This is a genomic window from Thermococcus sp. 4557, from assembly GCF_000221185.1.
Classification (GTDB): domain Archaea; phylum Methanobacteriota_B; class Thermococci; order Thermococcales; family Thermococcaceae; genus Thermococcus.
Genome location: NC_015865.1, coordinates 571,108 through 585,571, shown reverse-complemented (window position 1 = coordinate 585,571; position 14,464 = coordinate 571,108). Strand labels below are relative to the sequence as shown.

Genomic DNA, 14,464 nt, shown 5'->3' with positions numbered 1-14,464 from the left:
TCCTTTAATGCCGATAAAACTCCCGCTCTTCCGGAAAAAAGTCCTGGAGTTGCTGTCATCCACCGACGAAACGAAGGTCATGCACATCAGCGACACCCCAGAGAGCGCCTACCGCTTCATAGGTGAGCTCATAGAGAAAACTGACCCGGATTACATCATCCACACCGGCGACCTCGCGGACAACATAAAGCTTGAGCGGAGACCCGACATGAAGCCGCTCTACGTTGGGGCGGTGAGGAAGCTGGCCCGCGTCCTCAAGAACCCCGGGACGGAACTCTACGTGGTTCCCGGCAACGAGGATGAGCCCGAGGTAGTCAGGGAGTTCTTCGGGGAAAGCGTCGTCGAGCCAGGGACCATCGTTGAGATAGAAGGGAAGAGGTTCGCCCTCGGCCACACGTGGAGGGAGGTGGCCGGCCTGGACGCCGATTTCAGACTTTACGGCCACAACTTCAAGCTGATAGACAGGGGTCTGAACGGCGTCCTCGGTGTCAACTTCGTTCTTCTCCCGAGCGGGAAGACCTACCGGGTGAAGTACCCCGGCGGGACGGATTTTGATAGGGGATACAAGATGTGGAGGGGTATGTGATGAAGGTTCTCCGATTTGGACCGTCCATTATTTTCCTCCGGACTTCCCATGGAGACGCCGTCAGGGAGGCCATATCGGGTATCTTTGGCGTTGAGGAGATTCCAACCGACGAGGCGATTAAGAGGAGCAGCGAGTTTGAGACGATAGTATTCGTGACTGAGGAGTGGAAGAAGGAGACAATCCCGCCGGAGACGGCCTTTCTCGTGAGTTCCCACGCCCCGGTTGTTCTCAGTGAGGTCGTCAACCGAAACCTCCCCGTGGAGAAGGTGCACGTTGAGAGCACCCTAATCCTCCTGAGGATACCCACCAACGTTGAGGATGGGCTCAAGCTGCTGGCCGAGAAGTACGGGGGCGAAATCATGGACATCAGAACGGCCTTCGACGAGGGCGAGGCGGGGGACACGATAATCGGCGTAACCAGGAAGAAGCTCAACTCTCCAATCGGGCCGGAGGACATCGACGGTGCCGTTCTAGTCCGCAGGGGCTTCCTTGGGGTCTACAGGGAGCTGAGTGTTGACCTTCCAGTCCTTCTGCTAAGGCTGATGCCAGAGTGGAACGAGATTACGATTAAAATCTACGACACCGATAAGCGCTACGAGGAGAACATAGAGCGCCTCATGATGGTGATTGAGGACCTTGACATTGGCTTCGTCGTTGGAGAGGGCTGGGACTGGGACTATCCGAGGCCGTTCATGCGCGTTCCGGTTTACAAGCTCAAGCTGCTGACGTGGGAAGACCCGGTGCGCGTTAAGTTCCTGCTCAAAGGCATCGAGTACCACGGCTACAAGCGCCTCTGCGACATAGACGTTTTCGTTGAGGGGAAGAAGATTCACTGGACTGCCCTCGGAAAGTACGACTCGAAGTTCGAGCTGGCCAAGGCCGCGCGGGAGGAGCTGGAGAAGAACCTCAGCGAGGACGTCATTGAAAGGCTGAGGGAGCTCGACGAGAAGCTCGCGCCGGACTCGGAGGATTGAATCTGGGGTGCTCAGAGTTTCTTAATCTTCGCAACGAAGAAGCCGCTCGTCCCGTGCCTGTCGGGGTAAAAGCGCCTTGTCTTCCTTATCTCCTCGCTGAGCTCGATTCCGAAGGGGCTCGTCAAAGCAGGCTCGCCGTAGCGGAGCGGGAGCAGTTCAACGTCGAAGTTCTCAAGAACCCACTGAACCACGAACTCGTTCTCCTCCGGCTCGAGGGAGCAGGTAGAGTAAACCAGAACCCCTCCAGGCTTCAGAACCTCGAGGGCCTTTTCGATGAGCTGCATCTGGAGGTTCTGGCAGAACTTTACATCCTCCATCGTGCGGTTGGCCTTCCTCTCGGGGTTCTTGTGTATCGTTCCGGAGCCCGTGCACGGCGCGTCGAGGAGGATTCTATCGAACTCGACTCCGAGTTCTTCGATGTGGAGCGATGAGCTGTGGATTAGGACGGTGTTGGTAACCCCGAGGCGCGATAGGTTGAGCCGAGTTTCCTTCAGCCGCTCCTCCCCGACGTCGAAGGCGTAGATTATTCCCTCGTTCTCCATCAGCTGGGCGAGGTAGCTAGTCTTTCCGCCCGGTGCCGCCGCCATGTCTGCAACGGTTTCGCCGGGCTTCGGTTCGAGCGCCACCGGCGGGTACATCGAACTGGCCTCCTGGATGTAGAGGAGACCGCTCAGGTATTCCGGCGTGGAGGTTATCGAGAATGGCTCCCTCGTCAGGCAGAAGCCCTCCCTCGCCCAGGGGACTCGTTTAAACTGGAAGCCCTTCTTGTTGAGGAGCTTGGTGAGCTTGGGAACCTCTATTCTGAGCGTGTTTACGCGGAAGCACCTCGGCAGGGGCCTCTCCATAGCCTCGGCAATCGCCAATGCCCTCTCGCCCCAGAGTTCGTAATAGCGCTCCGCGAAGGTCTTGGAGTAGCCGAGGGAAAACAACCTTTCGAGCATGGTGGGAGATAGAGAGAGGGGTTTAAAAGGTTCTTCGTTTATGAAACCCGACTTTCACAAACTGCACCTTTTATGAAAGTGCACTTTCATAGATTGCACATTTTATGAAAGCCCGCTTTCACAACGGGCAAAAACCGTTCGATAGAAAAAGGAGGGAAAGGGCCTCAAACCTTTATCCCGCCCATGACGAGGGCCATAACCGCCTTCTGGGCGTGGAGCCTGTTCTCGGCCTCGTCGAAGACGACGCTGTTCGGGGAGTCAACGACGTCGTCGGTGACCTCCTCTCCCCTGTGGGCTGGGAGGCAGTGCATGAAGATGTAGTCTGGCTTGGCGTGCTTGACGAGGTCCCTGTTGACCTGGAACGGCTGGAATATCTTCCTCCTCTCCTCGGCCTCGGCCTCCTGACCCATGCTCGCCCAGACGTCGGTGTAGATGACGTCGGCGTCCTTGACGGCCTTGACTGGGTCGTGGAGGAGCTCGAAGCTGCCGCCGCTTTCGGCCGCGTTCTGCTCCGCCCACTTGATGACCTTCTCGTCAGGCTCGAAGCCTTCTGGGGTTGCAACGACGACGTTCGCTCCGAGCTTGGTTCCGGCTATCATGAGGGAGTGGGCGACGTTGTTTCCGTCACCGACGTAGACTATCTTGAGGCCGGCTATGCGGCCCTTCTTCTCGAGAATGGTTTGGTAGTCGGCCAGAGCCTGGCACGGGTGGGAGAAGTCGCTCAGACCGTTGATGACCGGGACGCTGGCGTACTTGGCGAGGTCCTCGACGTCCTTGTGGGCGTAAACCCTCGCCATCATTCCGTCCACGTACCTGCTGAGAACGCGGGCGGTGTCGGCTATTGTCTCACCGCGCCTGAGCTGGAGGTCGTTGGCGTTGAGGTAGAGGCCGTAGCCGCCGAGCTGATAGATTCCAACCTCGAAGGAGATCCTCGTTCTGGTCGAGGGCTTCTGGAAAATCATGGCCAGGGTTTTACCCTCGAGAACGCGGTGCGGCTTGCCTATTTTGTTCCATATCTTCATCATCTCGGCCGTCTTGAGAATAGTCTCGATCTCCTCCCTCGTAAAGTCCTGAAGGCAGAGAACATCCCTTCCGGCAAGGCTAACCACCATGTGCATCACCGTCTAAAGCTGGGGCCCGGTTTTAATAACCCTTTCGTCGGAGAAAGGGGGATATGACTGAAATCTTTTGAGCACCGATGCACGATGGCTTTCCAAACGTAATGAACGCCGCCGTATTCCTTGCCTCTTGCAGTACTTCCAATATGGATGTGTCATACTTTTATAGCCATGGGTGGAAAACCTTTTAAATGATTATGAAGACATTTATTTTCGAGGTGATTGCCCGTGGGTGATTTGAAAAATGCCAAAATGATGGGTGGCATCGGAGCCATCCTGACCGTTGTGGGCCTGGGCTTCATAGGGTTCATCCTGAAGCTCTTGGCCGTCAAGAACATCGCCGAGGCTACCGGCAGGGGCGAGATATTCAGCAAGTACCTCTGGGCCGCCATACTGAACATAGTGGCCAGCTTGATACTCGTTGGAACCATGTGGGGCTCGATACTGGGCGCCTCGAATTCACCGGAGCTGGGTCTGGGCATGATGGGCGCCGGCGGCATTATCGCAGTGGTTCTCATGATAGTCGGTGTGTGGTTCATGAAGCAGAGCTATGACATGATATCCGAGGAGACCGGTGTGGGCATGTTCCACACGGTTGCACTGCTGTACATTGTCGGTGCAATCCTGATGATAGTCCTGATCGGTGGGCTGCTTATCGTCATAGCGGCAATCCTCGAGATAATCGCGTTCTTCTCACTGCCCGACGAGATATCCAAGCCCGTTGAAGAACCAGCACCTGTTTAGTTTTTTGTTCCCATTTCCTTTTTCGATTTTCGCCCTGTTGGGTATATAGCGTTCTTCATCCTTCAACTTCCTATGACTTTTTGGCAGTTGGTTTGCGGGTTCGTTACTGCAGACCCCTTGAAGGGCGGTTTTGAAGGTAAACCTAATAAACCCGGGCCTCTTCTATCTCCGGTGGCGCGAATGAGGGATGGAATCAAGGTAAAGCTTGTCAATTATACGAAAAAACCTCTCGAAACCGTCACATGGGCGGCCCTCATAAGCTACTGGGACGAGTGGGAAACGGGAGCATTCGAGAGGATGGGTGAGAAGGACGTCGAGATGCACCTTCCAAGGGTGCTCGGCTACGGCCACGAGTCGATTCTGGAGCACGCGACGCTAACCTTCGCGATAGAGGGCTGTTCCCGCGTATGTAGTCACCAGCTCGTCCGCCACAGGTTGGCCAGCTACACCCAGCAGAGCCAGCGATACATCGTTCTGAACCCGGAGGACGTCGAGGAGACCTTCGTGATCCCAGATAGAATAAAGGAAGACCCCGAACTCCTCGCGGAGTGGAAGGAGCTCATGAAGCGTTCGATAGAGCTGTACAAGAAGAGCATCGAGCGCGGCCAGCACCAGGAGGACGCGCGCTTCATCCTGCCCCAGGCGGTCAGAACAAAAATTGTCGTAACGATGAACCTCCGCGAGCTCAAGCACTTCCTCGGCCTGAGGGCGTGCGAGAGGGCCCAGTGGGAGATAAGGGAAGTGGCCTGGAAGATGCTGGAGGAGATGGCAAGGAACGATGACCTGAGGCCGATTATCAAGTGGGCAAAGCTCGGGCCCAGGTGCGTTCAGCTCGGCTACTGTCCAGAGGGCGAGCTCATGCCGCCGGGCTGCTGGAAGAGGACGAAGGAGAGATGGAAGAGAATTGCTGGGATATAATCTCATGGTATAATCCATTCAGTCCTAGGAGGACAGACGATGAACCCCGGAAAACCCAGTATAGCCGAGATTGTGCGGGACGAGATAATGAGGCGGCCCTTTGTGCGGGAGTGCATGCGCCTCGGCATCGTTAACTACAGTGCCCTTGCGAGAATACTCGTAGCCGACGCCGGCCTGGACACGTCCATCCCCGCGGTCAAGATGGCCCTGATCCGCCTCGGGGAGGAGCTCAGGGACGAGAGGTCCCTTCTGGAGGAGCGGGTGAGGAGCGTCGTTGGAAACAGCATCATAGAGCTCCAATCCGATGTCAGCGTGATAACCGTCTCGAAGGAGCACCTTGTCAGGGCCGTGAAGGATCTGCTGGAAATAATGAGCAAATCGAGGTTCTTCCAGCTGACCCAGACCCGGGACACGTTCACAATCGTCATCGCGAGTGAGGACGAGGCGAAGGTTCTTGGCCTTGTGAAGGAGGTCGTTGGCATACTGCGGGACCAGACCGCCCTGACTGTGGTCAGCCCCGAGGCCATAATTGAAACCCCCGGGGTTGTCGTGTTCATGACCTCGGCGCTGGCCGCGAACGGGATAAACATAACCCAGGTGATCTCCTGCCACAAGGACACGATTTTCGTTATTGGCCGGGAAGAAGCGCCGAGGGCGTACCAGGTCCTGGAAAGGATCATACGCGGGATGAGGTAATTCTGTTCCAAATGAAACAGGTTTCTGCTTTTTTGATATATCTGTTACAAAAGTAATAAAAATGTTTTTTGTTAGCCCACACCGGTGCCGCTTATCTGGCACATCAAACGAAATTTGCCAAAAGATGGGAGGGATCGGAATCATGTCGGACTTTGGAGTACTCTCACTCCTGCCCCCTCTGGTGGCCATCGGTCTCGCCATCCTGACCAAGAGGGTTCTCTTTGCCCTGTTCTTTGGAGTGTGGGTTGGTGGACTGCTGGTGGCGGGAGGAAACCCCATAGGGGCCACGACTGAGACCCTAAAGTGGATAGCCTTCAACATAGCGTCCGCCTGGGAGGAGAACGGGCAGATCGTCACTGACCTGTGGAACACGAGGATTCTCCTCTTCGATGCACTCATCGGCGCCGGGGTAGCGCTGATATACAAGGCCGGCGGCATGAACGCCATAGCGAAGGCGGTAACGCGGAAGATTAAAACCAGCCGCGCCGCTTCCCTCATGGCGGCCATCTTCGGGACGATAATATTCTTCGACGATTACACCAACACCATCATAGTCGGCAACACCATGAGGCCAATAACCGACAGGGCGAGGGTTTCAAGAGAGTTCTTAGCTTACGCCGACGATTCCACCGCCGCCCCTGTGGCGGTTCTGGCGGTCGTCTCCACCTGGATTGGCTACGAGCTTGGCCTTCTTAAGGACGCAATAGCGAGCGTCGGTGCGGATATAAGCGCTTACTCCGCGTGGTTTGCCAGCTGGTCCTACAGGTTCTACCCCATCCTGGCGGTCATCCTCGTTTACCTCGTTGCCGCCACCCACAGGCACTACGGCCCGATGCTCCACGCAGAGTACCGCGCCAGGACCGAGGGCAAGGTGATGCGTGACGGGGCGCAGCCGATGATGACAACGGAGGTGGACGTTGGAATGCCCGTGGAGGGCAAGGAAAGCGTCTGGGTGTTTATACTGCCCGTTGCGGCCCTCGTCTTCGTGACGTTCCTCGGCCTGTGGGTTACCGGCGGGGGCGGCGCCGCTTACGCCAAGGGCGGCTTCCAGGAGGTCCTGTCCAACGCGGACTCAACGTGGGCGCTCGTCTGGGGTTCTTTCTCCATGGTCATCGTCGCGATGGTTCTCGTTCTGGCGATGAAGATAATGAGCCTCGAGGATGTTGAGCATACCCTTGTTGCCGGAATGAAGCAGATGCACTTCGCCATGATGATACTCATCCTCGCGTGGAGCATCAAGAGCGCCTGCGACGCGGTTGGCACGGCCGACTACATAGTCAGCGTCGCATCGAACGTCCTTTCGCCGGGATTGGTTCCCCTCGTGGTCTTCGTGGTGGCGGCTTTCATCTCCTTCACGACGGGGACGAGCTGGGGAACCTTCGCGATAATGATGCCGATAGCCGTTCCCCTCTCCTACGGACTCAGCGGAAGCTTTGGACCGGTCGTCTACGCCAGCATCGCCTCGGTCTTCGCGGGAGGAGTCTTCGGGGACCATTGCTCTCCAATCAGCGATACGACCATCATGAGCTCCATGTTCTCGGGCTGCGACCACATCGACCACGTGAACACCCAGATACCCTATGCCCTCACCGCGGGCTTCGTTGGCGCCCTCATGCTCCTGCTCTTCGCCGCGGGCCTGAGGAACGGCTGGGTACTGCTCGCCATCGCGGTACCGCTGCTCGTTATGCTTCACCGCCTCCTCAGCGAATGGTACGGCAAAAGAACCGGAATCCCGCACGGTAGGGTCCATCTCTACACTGTTGAGGATTGATTTCTTTTTTCTTTCCTTTCGCACAGGGTTCCAAACCAACGGTTTAAGAAACGCTTTTTATGCTCCTTTCTATGGTTTCTGTGGGGGATAGAAGTGAAAACAAAGAGCTGGGAAGTTGAAATCTCTCACCCGTGGGAAAGCCTTCAGGTTGTCCTCAGCGAGCCTGAAAAAACCCTTCCGTTCTTCCCGTACTTCGAGGATATTCAGGGCGACAGGGTTCGATTCAAAGTGCCCCGCTTCATCTTCAACTTCGGCTACGAGTTCAAGCTAACCGTGGGATTCCAGGAGCACCGTGCCGTTTACACGTTCACCGGGGACAGGGGGATACTCACAATAACCTTTGAGGTGGTCGATGGAAGGCTGAGGGTCTCTGCGAGCTGGGCAGGGTTCGGCGAGGCGCTGATGGGCAGGCCGCTGGATAACTTTGCAAGGGGGATAGCGGAGGCCATTAGGGACTTCTGCAACGCCCAGGCAAGCTGTCCCGTGGCGAAGATACAGAACGGCAGGGGCGTCGTTGAGAGGATAACTCCAGAAACCGCCCCGGCTCTGATAAAACGGGTCTCGTGGGAGCTCAAGGGGGAGGACTTTATTCTGGAAGGGCGGGCGGGGGATGGAACGTTTTTATCCGCCGCTGTCCGTGGAGGAAAGCTCACCCGGCTCACTGTTATGGATCCCGGGGGCAAAAAGAGCATTATCGAGGCTGATATCCCCGTGCTGGAGCTGGGAAGCGACCTCTTTGAGGGGCTGCCCCTCAACAGGGAGTTCACAATAGAAATTAAGAGGGCTTAATGCCCGACCTCTCCCGCTATTTCATCTATGGCCTTCTTCAGCTCGTCGTAGGCTTCCTCAAGCGACTCGGGGATTACCTTGGTGTCCGCTATAACCGGCATGAAGTTCGTGTCCCCGTTCCACCTCGGCACTATGTGGAGGTGCACGTGGTCGTCTATTCCGGCGCCGGCAACGCGGCCAAGGTTCACGCCCATGTTGAAGCCGTGGGGGTTCATGGTTCTCTTTAGGGCCTTTATCATGAGCTGGGAGAGCTTCATCATTTCAAGAAGCTCCTCCTCTGTCAGGTCTTCCCACTTTCCAACGTGCCTGTAGGGGGCTATCATGACGTGCCCCGGGTTGTACGGGTAGTTGTTCATGATTATGAAGCAGTGCTTCCCGCGGTAGAGAATGAGCCTCTCCCTGTCGCGGTTTTCCTTCGGGAAGTCGCAGAAAATGCAGCCATCGTGTTTGGGTGAGCGTATGTACTCAATCCTCCATGGGGCCCAAAGGGTTTTCATAACCTCACCTCCAGTGGGAGAAACGGGGGTAGGTTAAAAGCTTTTTTGGGTGAGATAGGGGGCATGGTCATCCAACAAAGCTTTTAACTCCACCCTTCTACTCACCCCAGGTGATAGATATGAAGCAGAGGAAGGGACTTCTTATAATCCTCGATGGCCTCGGGGACAGGCCGATAGAGGAGTTCGGGGGAAAGACCCCTCTGGAGTACGCTGACACTCCGAACATGGACAGACTGGCTAAGATGGGGATTCTCGGCCAGCAGGACCCCATAAAGCCCGGCCAGCCGGCGGGAAGCGATACTGCCCACCTGAGCATCTTCGGCTACGACCCCTACAAGGTTTACCGCGGCAGGGGCTACCTTGAGGCCATGGGTGTTGGCCTCGACCTCAGCGAGGACGACCTGGCATTCCGGGTGAACTTCGCCACCATCGAGAACGGAATCATCACCGACAGGCGCGCGGGCAGGATAAGCACCGAGGAGGCCCACGAGCTCGCGAAAGCAATCCAGGAGAACGTCAAGCTCCCCGTTGACTTCATATTCGTCGGTGCCACCGGCCACAGGGCGGTTCTGGTTCTCAAGGGCATGGCTTCCGGATACCGCGTCGGGGAGAACGACCCCCACGAGGCCGGCAAGCCGCCCCACAGGTTCACCTGGGAGGATGAGGAGAGCAAACGCGTTGCGGAAATCCTTGAAGAGTTCGCAAGAAAGGCCCACGAAGTTCTGGACAGGCACCCGATAAACGAGAGGCGCAGGAAGGAGGGGAAGCCCGTCGCCAACTACCTGCTCATCCGCGGCGCCGGAACCTACCCGGGCATCCCGATGAAGTTCACGGAGCAGTGGAAGGTCAAGGCCGCGGCCGTTATAGCGGTCTCTCTCGTTAAGGGCGTTGCCAGGGCCATAGGCTTTGACGTCTACACCCCCGAGGGGGCCACCGGCGAGTACAACACCGACGAGATGGCCAAGGCGAAGAAGGTCGTCGAGCTCCTCAAGGACTACGACTTCGTGTTCCTCCACTTCAAGCCGACCGACGCCGCAGGCCACGACAGCAACCCGAAGCTCAAGGCCGAGATGATTGAGAAGGCCGACAGGATGATAGGCTACATCATCGACAGCATCGACCTCGAGGACGTCGTCATCGCCATAACCGGCGACCACAGCACGCCGTGCGAGGTCATGAACCACAGCGGCGACCCGGTTCCGCTCCTCATAGCCGGCGGTGGCGTTAGGCCGGACCACACCGAGGCATTCGGCGAGCGCGAGTGCATGCGCGGCGGCCTCGGCAGGATAAAGGGCCACGACATAGTGCCAGTAATGATGGACCTCATGAACCGGAGCGAGAAGTTTGGGGCTTAGCGTTCCCCATTTTTGTCCCTTTATCTTAGCGTTCAGATGGAAACCTTAATTAAGTTTGGTTTCCTAATTCTACCGACGTGGTGATAGGTTATGGTGCCTGAGGATTTGAAGCTTATCGGTTCTGATAAGGTCACCGCCATTGGTATGGGCACGTGGGGCATAGGGGGCTACGAGAGCCCCGACTACTCGCGCGACAGGGAGAGCGTTGAGGCCCTCAGATACGGCCTGGAGCTCGGAATAAACCTAATTGACACCGCCGAGTTCTACGGGGCGGGCCATTCCGAGGAGCTAGTCGGGGAGGCCATCAGGGGCTTCGACAGGGAGGGGCTCTTCATAATCAGCAAGGTGTGGCCAACCCACTTTGGCTATGAAAGTGCGAAGAGGGCCGCAAGGGCGAGTGCGAAGAGGCTCGGCACGTACATAGACCTCTACCTTCTCCACTGGCCCGGCACAGAGTGGGGGCGAATTGAGGAAACGCTTCACGCCTTGGAGGAGCTTGTGGATGAGGGACTCATTCGCTACATAGGCGTCAGCAACTTCGACCTTGAGCTCCTCAAGCGCTCGCAGGAGGCGATGAGGAAGTACGAGATAGTCGCCAACGAGGTGAAGTACTCGCTCCGCGACCGCTGGCCCGAGACGAGCGGCCTGCTCGACTACATGAAGCGCGAGAAGATTGCGCTGATAGCCTACACCCCGCTGGAGAAAGGTTCCCTCGCGAGAAACCAATGTGTGGCCGAGATTGGAAAATCCTACGACAAAACCGCAGCGCAGGTGGCTTTGAACTACCTCATCTGGGAGGACAACGTTGTAGCCATTCCTAAGGCGGGCAGCAAGGCCCATCTCAAAGAGAACGCCGGTGCGATAGGCTGGAGGCTCACGAAGGATGATAGGGAGAAGGCGAGGGGGTGCATCTGATGTACGGCTACCATAACAGGATAGCCCGGGTTAACCTGAGTACTGGAAGGGTGACCTACGAGGAACTGCCCGACGAGGTGATTAGGAAGTTCGTCGGCGGGAAGGGCCTCGGCTACTACCTGATTTACAGGGAAGTGCCACCGGGAACCGACCCGCTAAGCCCGGCCAACAAGTTCGTCTTCGCGCCGGGTGGACTGACGGGCCTCATACCCGGTTCGAGCAAGGTCATAGCGGTCAGCAAGAGCCCGGAGACGGGGCTTATAAGCGACTCCAGCGGTGGAGACGCCTTCGGTCCAAAGCTCAAGGGACACTTCGATGCGCTCATCATCGAGGGTAAGGCCGAGGAGCCCGTCTACCTCTACGTCCACGACGGGGAGGTGGAAATCAGGGATGCAAAGCACCTCTGGGGCAGGGGCAACTACGAGGTAGCTAAAGAACTCTGGATGGAGCACCCAACTGCGAGCATGGCGCTCATCGGCCCGGCCGGCGAAAAGCTGAGCAGGATTGCCAACGTCATCTATGACACCGAGCGCGCGAGCGGGAGGGGCGGCCTTGGAGCGGTCCTCGGGAGCAAGAAGGTCAAAGCGGTGGTCGTTGAGCCCGGCGAGAAGCCCAAAGTTGCCAACCCCGAGGAGTTCCAGAAGCTGTGGCAGGAGTTCTACGACCACTTCGCAACAGATCCGAAGTACGAGCACACAAGGAACTACGGGACCAGTGATGCGCTTAGGAGCTCGGCCTCCCTCGGAATGAGTCCGGCCTACAACTTCTCACGGCCCTACATCCCGGACGAGCTTGCGAGCAAGCTGGCGGGCGACGAGGTCAAGAAGTACGAGGTCGAGCCGGAGTGGTTCGTCCACGGCAAGAGCTGTCCGATTAAGTGCGCTCGCTACGTAGAGGTCGAGTACAAGGGCAGGAAAATCCGCGTTAAGCCCGAGTACGAGAGCATAGCGATGCTCGGAGCGGCAACTGGCGTTTTCAACTTTCCAGCGGTGGCGTACTTCAACTGGCTCGTCAACGACCTCGGCCTGGACAGCATAGCGACGGGAGCGACGATAGGCTGGGTCTTTGAGATGGTCGAGAGGGGCCTGCTCACCGAGGAGGAGGTAGGCTTCCCGGTTAAAGGCTTCGGCGACGAGGAAGCTGAGGAGAGGCTCATCAAGCTCATGGCCGAGAGGAAGGGCTTTGGGGCTATAATAGCGGACGGCGTTAAGAGGGCCTGCGAGCGCTTGGGTAGGGGTTGCGAGTTCGCAGTGCACGTGAAGGGCATGGAGAGCCCCGCCTGGGACCCTCGCGGAAGGAGGACCTACGCCCTCAGCTACGCCACCGCCGACGTTGGGGCGAGTCACCTGAGGGGCTGGCCGAGGCCGCACCAGCTGCCCAACCAGGGGCCTGCTAAGGAACTCATCCCGTCGCTGATAGAGGGCAGGGACGAGAGCTACATAACGGACATGCTCGGAACGTGCAAGTTCGTTTCCTACAAGATGGAGGACCTGGCGAGGCTCTACTCCCTAGCAACCGGCGAGGAGTGGACGGTAGAGAAGCTCAGGAAGGTCGCGCAGGCAGTTGAGAGCATAGCAAGGATACACGACGCCCTCGACTGGGTCACCCCACCGCTCGACGACACGATTCCACAACGCTGGTGGGAGCCCGAGCCGGACGGGCCTGCGGAGGGCAACGCGGCGTTCATAGACTACAACGACTTCCTTGAAGCGAGGAAAGAATTCTACCTGCTGAGGGGCTGGCACGAGGAGCTCGGCGTTCCGTTGCCGGAGACGATGGAGGAGCTCGGCTATCCTGAGTTCAAGGATGATGCGGAGAGGGCGTTGGAAGTCGTGAAGAAGAGGATGAACCTGGAGTGAGGCTTTTCTCACCATATTTATTTTGTGCTCATAAATCCGAGCCAGAGGAGGAGCAGATCAAAGGCAAAACTAAGAGAGAAGAACACAATAGCCGGCCTTTTGAGACCGCTTCGCCCTTTGAGGACAACTAGCGGCATCAAAGCGAGGACCGTAAACAACAGCGACGCCATGCCGATCACGAGAAAGGGTGTCACTTCGGAAGGTAAGTGCCTGTCAATACCGAGTGTGTCAATGACTGCCGAACTCCAGGAGTGCAGGAAAGGGGAAGCGAGGAGGAGAAACATCCCGTAGAGGACCGCGATGGTGGTATCTCTGGCCTTCACGCGCTTCACCCCGTTGAGTTGGCAACGTAGGTGAACTCCCCGTTGCAGTATCTGCCTTCCCCTGTGTAGAGGCCGAAAACCGCACAGCCTTTCTCGTCGATCCTGCCCCAGCCGGGAATAACGTGGCAAAGGCAGGTTGGGTCGTTCATTTGGAAGGAGCGCCGGAATAAGACTTCGGTTCCGTTTAGAATCATGACGTAACCCGACCGGGGCGAACCGTCAAGCTGAGGTTTCTCAAACCCCATCAGCACGTAGCTGCCATTGGAGACAAGGAAAGTGTTCCTGATTGGAACGGTACTCCCACCAAGGTCGAACTTCTCAACAGTCCCGTTTTCTCCAATGATGTAAAAATAATCGTTTGGTGCGTACGTCCTGAAATCCTGGACGTCTGAAGAAGAGGTCTGATATGCAAGGAGATAGAGGTAGCCGTTTGCTTGAGTGAAGAGAAGCTCCGGATATGCTGTTCCATTAGTGACCCTGTTTCTTCTTGCATCGCTGTAACTCCAGAGGTATGGGTCGAATTCCATGATCCAGAGCTGTTTTCCATCGTAGGTGCATCCCGTAAGAACCTTTACACTGACATCGGATGTAACGCTGCGAACACTTATGTTTACAACGCTGTTGGCATCGATCTGATACAAAACAATGGGTACAGTTCTCTTCGTGGTCGTATTCCCAACTGCAATAAACCCCCAGTCAAAGAAGAAGGCTTTGCTCGCGTTGATGATGTATGCTGAGTCCCCACGCTTAATGACGTATCCGCAGGGGGTATTGTAAACTTCAGAACCGTCGGGGTTCTTAAAGAGTGGATGCCCGTCCAGTGAACTGGAGTAGGGTATGAAGCATCCTGAGGACACCACGTTTTCAGGCGTGTTGGTTGGGGTTGAGGCCCTCAGAGCGACCAACGCCCCCACAAGAATTCCCACTGCAATAATCAGAAGGACGGTTCCCCTGCGTGACATTAAACACCCCCCAACT

The 14,464-nt window shown here is 56.9% G+C and carries 15 protein-coding genes; 10 read left to right on the top strand and 5 right to left on the bottom strand.

The window, feature by feature from the left end; translation table 11 throughout:
- The first annotated feature begins 7 nt into the window (after window positions 1–7).
- Both GQS_RS03005 and GQS_RS03000 read left to right on the top strand, forming a co-directional pair.
- The gene (locus tag GQS_RS03005) at window positions 8–586 is read left to right on the top strand and encodes a metallophosphoesterase (protein ID WP_014012195.1); all 579 of its coding nucleotides are present in this window, start codon (window positions 8–10) and stop codon (window positions 584–586) included.
- Entirely contained in the window at window positions 586–1,560 is a 975-nt protein-coding gene (locus GQS_RS03000; RefSeq protein ID WP_014012194.1) for a hypothetical protein, read from the top strand. Before GQS_RS03005 ends, GQS_RS03000 begins: the two co-directional genes overlap by 1 nt.
- 11 nt (window positions 1,561–1,571) lie before the next feature.
- On the opposite strand, the gene GQS_RS02995 is transcribed toward GQS_RS03000, so the two are convergent.
- Both GQS_RS02995 and argF read right to left on the bottom strand, forming a co-directional pair.
- A complete protein-coding gene (locus GQS_RS02995; RefSeq protein WP_014012193.1) occupies window positions 1,572–2,501 on the bottom strand; it encodes an RsmB/NOP family class I SAM-dependent RNA methyltransferase in 930 nt (309 codons plus the stop codon).
- Between the two features lie 164 nt (window positions 2,502–2,665).
- Window positions 2,666–3,613, bottom strand: a complete 948-nt coding sequence (gene argF / locus GQS_RS02990) for an ornithine carbamoyltransferase (RefSeq protein WP_014012192.1) — start codon at window positions 3,611–3,613, stop codon at window positions 2,666–2,668.
- Window positions 3,614–3,847: 234 nt separating this feature from the next.
- On the opposite strand from argF, the gene GQS_RS02985 reads away from it, so the two are divergent.
- The 5 genes from GQS_RS02985 (at window position 3,848) to GQS_RS02965 (ending at window position 8,537) form a co-directional block, all read left to right on the top strand.
- Window positions 3,848–4,363 carry a DUF996 domain-containing protein gene (locus GQS_RS02985; RefSeq protein WP_052297945.1) on the top strand — a complete coding sequence of 172 codons (516 nt, stop codon included), beginning with the start codon at window positions 3,848–3,850 and terminating at the stop codon, window positions 4,361–4,363.
- 180 nt (window positions 4,364–4,543) lie between these two features.
- Entirely contained in the window at window positions 4,544–5,281 is a 738-nt protein-coding gene (gene thyX / locus GQS_RS02980) for an FAD-dependent thymidylate synthase (protein ID WP_014012190.1), read from the top strand.
- A 39-nt stretch (window positions 5,282–5,320) separates the two neighbouring features.
- Entirely contained in the window at window positions 5,321–5,977 is a 657-nt protein-coding gene (locus GQS_RS02975) for an ACT domain-containing protein (protein ID WP_014012189.1), read from the top strand.
- Between the two features lie 142 nt (window positions 5,978–6,119).
- Entirely contained in the window at window positions 6,120–7,748 is a 1,629-nt protein-coding gene (locus GQS_RS02970; protein WP_014012188.1) for a Na+/H+ antiporter NhaC family protein, read from the top strand.
- Window positions 7,749–7,841: 93 nt separating this feature from the next.
- On the top strand, window positions 7,842–8,537 hold the full coding sequence (locus GQS_RS02965; RefSeq protein ID WP_014012187.1) for a hypothetical protein: 696 nt from the start codon (window positions 7,842–7,844) through the stop codon (window positions 8,535–8,537).
- Here GQS_RS02965 and GQS_RS02960 read toward each other — a convergent pair.
- The gene (locus GQS_RS02960) at window positions 8,534–9,034 is read right to left on the bottom strand and encodes an HIT domain-containing protein (protein ID WP_014012186.1); all 501 of its coding nucleotides are present in this window, start codon (window positions 9,032–9,034) and stop codon (window positions 8,534–8,536) included. The genes GQS_RS02965 and GQS_RS02960 overlap by 4 nt on opposite strands.
- Before the next feature lie 119 nt (window positions 9,035–9,153).
- Here GQS_RS02960 and GQS_RS02955 point away from each other — a divergent pair, with 119 nt between their 5' ends.
- The 3 genes from GQS_RS02955 (at window position 9,154) to GQS_RS02945 (ending at window position 13,163) form a co-directional block, all read left to right on the top strand.
- On the top strand, window positions 9,154–10,389 hold the full coding sequence (locus GQS_RS02955) for a 2,3-bisphosphoglycerate-independent phosphoglycerate mutase (RefSeq protein ID WP_014012185.1): 1,236 nt from the start codon (window positions 9,154–9,156) through the stop codon (window positions 10,387–10,389).
- A 90-nt stretch (window positions 10,390–10,479) separates the two neighbouring features.
- Window positions 10,480–11,304, top strand: a complete 825-nt coding sequence (locus GQS_RS02950) for an aldo/keto reductase (RefSeq protein ID WP_014012184.1) — start codon at window positions 10,480–10,482, stop codon at window positions 11,302–11,304.
- Window positions 11,304–13,163 (top strand): aldehyde ferredoxin oxidoreductase family protein, encoded by a 1,860-nt coding sequence (locus GQS_RS02945; protein WP_014012183.1) that lies wholly within the window; start codon window positions 11,304–11,306, stop codon window positions 13,161–13,163. Before GQS_RS02950 ends, GQS_RS02945 begins: the two co-directional genes overlap by 1 nt.
- 17 nt (window positions 13,164–13,180) lie before the next feature.
- On the opposite strand, the gene GQS_RS02940 is transcribed toward GQS_RS02945, so the two are convergent.
- On the bottom strand, window positions 13,181–13,486 hold the full coding sequence (locus tag GQS_RS02940) for a hypothetical protein (RefSeq protein WP_014012182.1): 306 nt from the start codon (window positions 13,484–13,486) through the stop codon (window positions 13,181–13,183).
- A gap of 5 nt (window positions 13,487–13,491) precedes the next feature.
- Entirely contained in the window at window positions 13,492–14,448 is a 957-nt protein-coding gene (locus GQS_RS02935; protein ID WP_014012181.1) for a hypothetical protein, read from the bottom strand.
- Window positions 14,449–14,464: the final 16 nt, after the last annotated feature.

Coding starts and splice junctions, on each gene's coding strand:
- GQS_RS03005 (WP_014012195.1), top strand. CDS start 8: ATGCCGATAAAACTCCCGCTCTTCCGGAAAAAAGTCCTGGAGTTGCTG.
- GQS_RS03000 (WP_014012194.1), top strand. CDS start 586: ATGAAGGTTCTCCGATTTGGACCGTCCATTATTTTCCTCCGGACTTCC.
- GQS_RS02995 (WP_014012193.1), bottom strand. CDS start 2,501: ATGCTCGAAAGGTTGTTTTCCCTCGGCTACTCCAAGACCTTCGCGGAG.
- argF (WP_014012192.1), bottom strand. CDS start 3,613: ATGGTGGTTAGCCTTGCCGGAAGGGATGTTCTCTGCCTTCAGGACTTT.
- thyX (WP_014012190.1), top strand. CDS start 4,544: ATGAGGGATGGAATCAAGGTAAAGCTTGTCAATTATACGAAAAAACCT.
- GQS_RS02975 (WP_014012189.1), top strand. CDS start 5,321: ATGAACCCCGGAAAACCCAGTATAGCCGAGATTGTGCGGGACGAGATA.
- GQS_RS02970 (WP_014012188.1), top strand. CDS start 6,120: ATGTCGGACTTTGGAGTACTCTCACTCCTGCCCCCTCTGGTGGCCATC.
- GQS_RS02960 (WP_014012186.1), bottom strand. CDS start 9,034: ATGAAAACCCTTTGGGCCCCATGGAGGATTGAGTACATACGCTCACCC.
- GQS_RS02955 (WP_014012185.1), top strand. CDS start 9,154: ATGAAGCAGAGGAAGGGACTTCTTATAATCCTCGATGGCCTCGGGGAC.
- GQS_RS02950 (WP_014012184.1), top strand. CDS start 10,480: ATGGTGCCTGAGGATTTGAAGCTTATCGGTTCTGATAAGGTCACCGCC.
- GQS_RS02945 (WP_014012183.1), top strand. CDS start 11,304: ATGTACGGCTACCATAACAGGATAGCCCGGGTTAACCTGAGTACTGGA.
- GQS_RS02935 (WP_014012181.1), bottom strand. CDS start 14,448: ATGTCACGCAGGGGAACCGTCCTTCTGATTATTGCAGTGGGAATTCTT.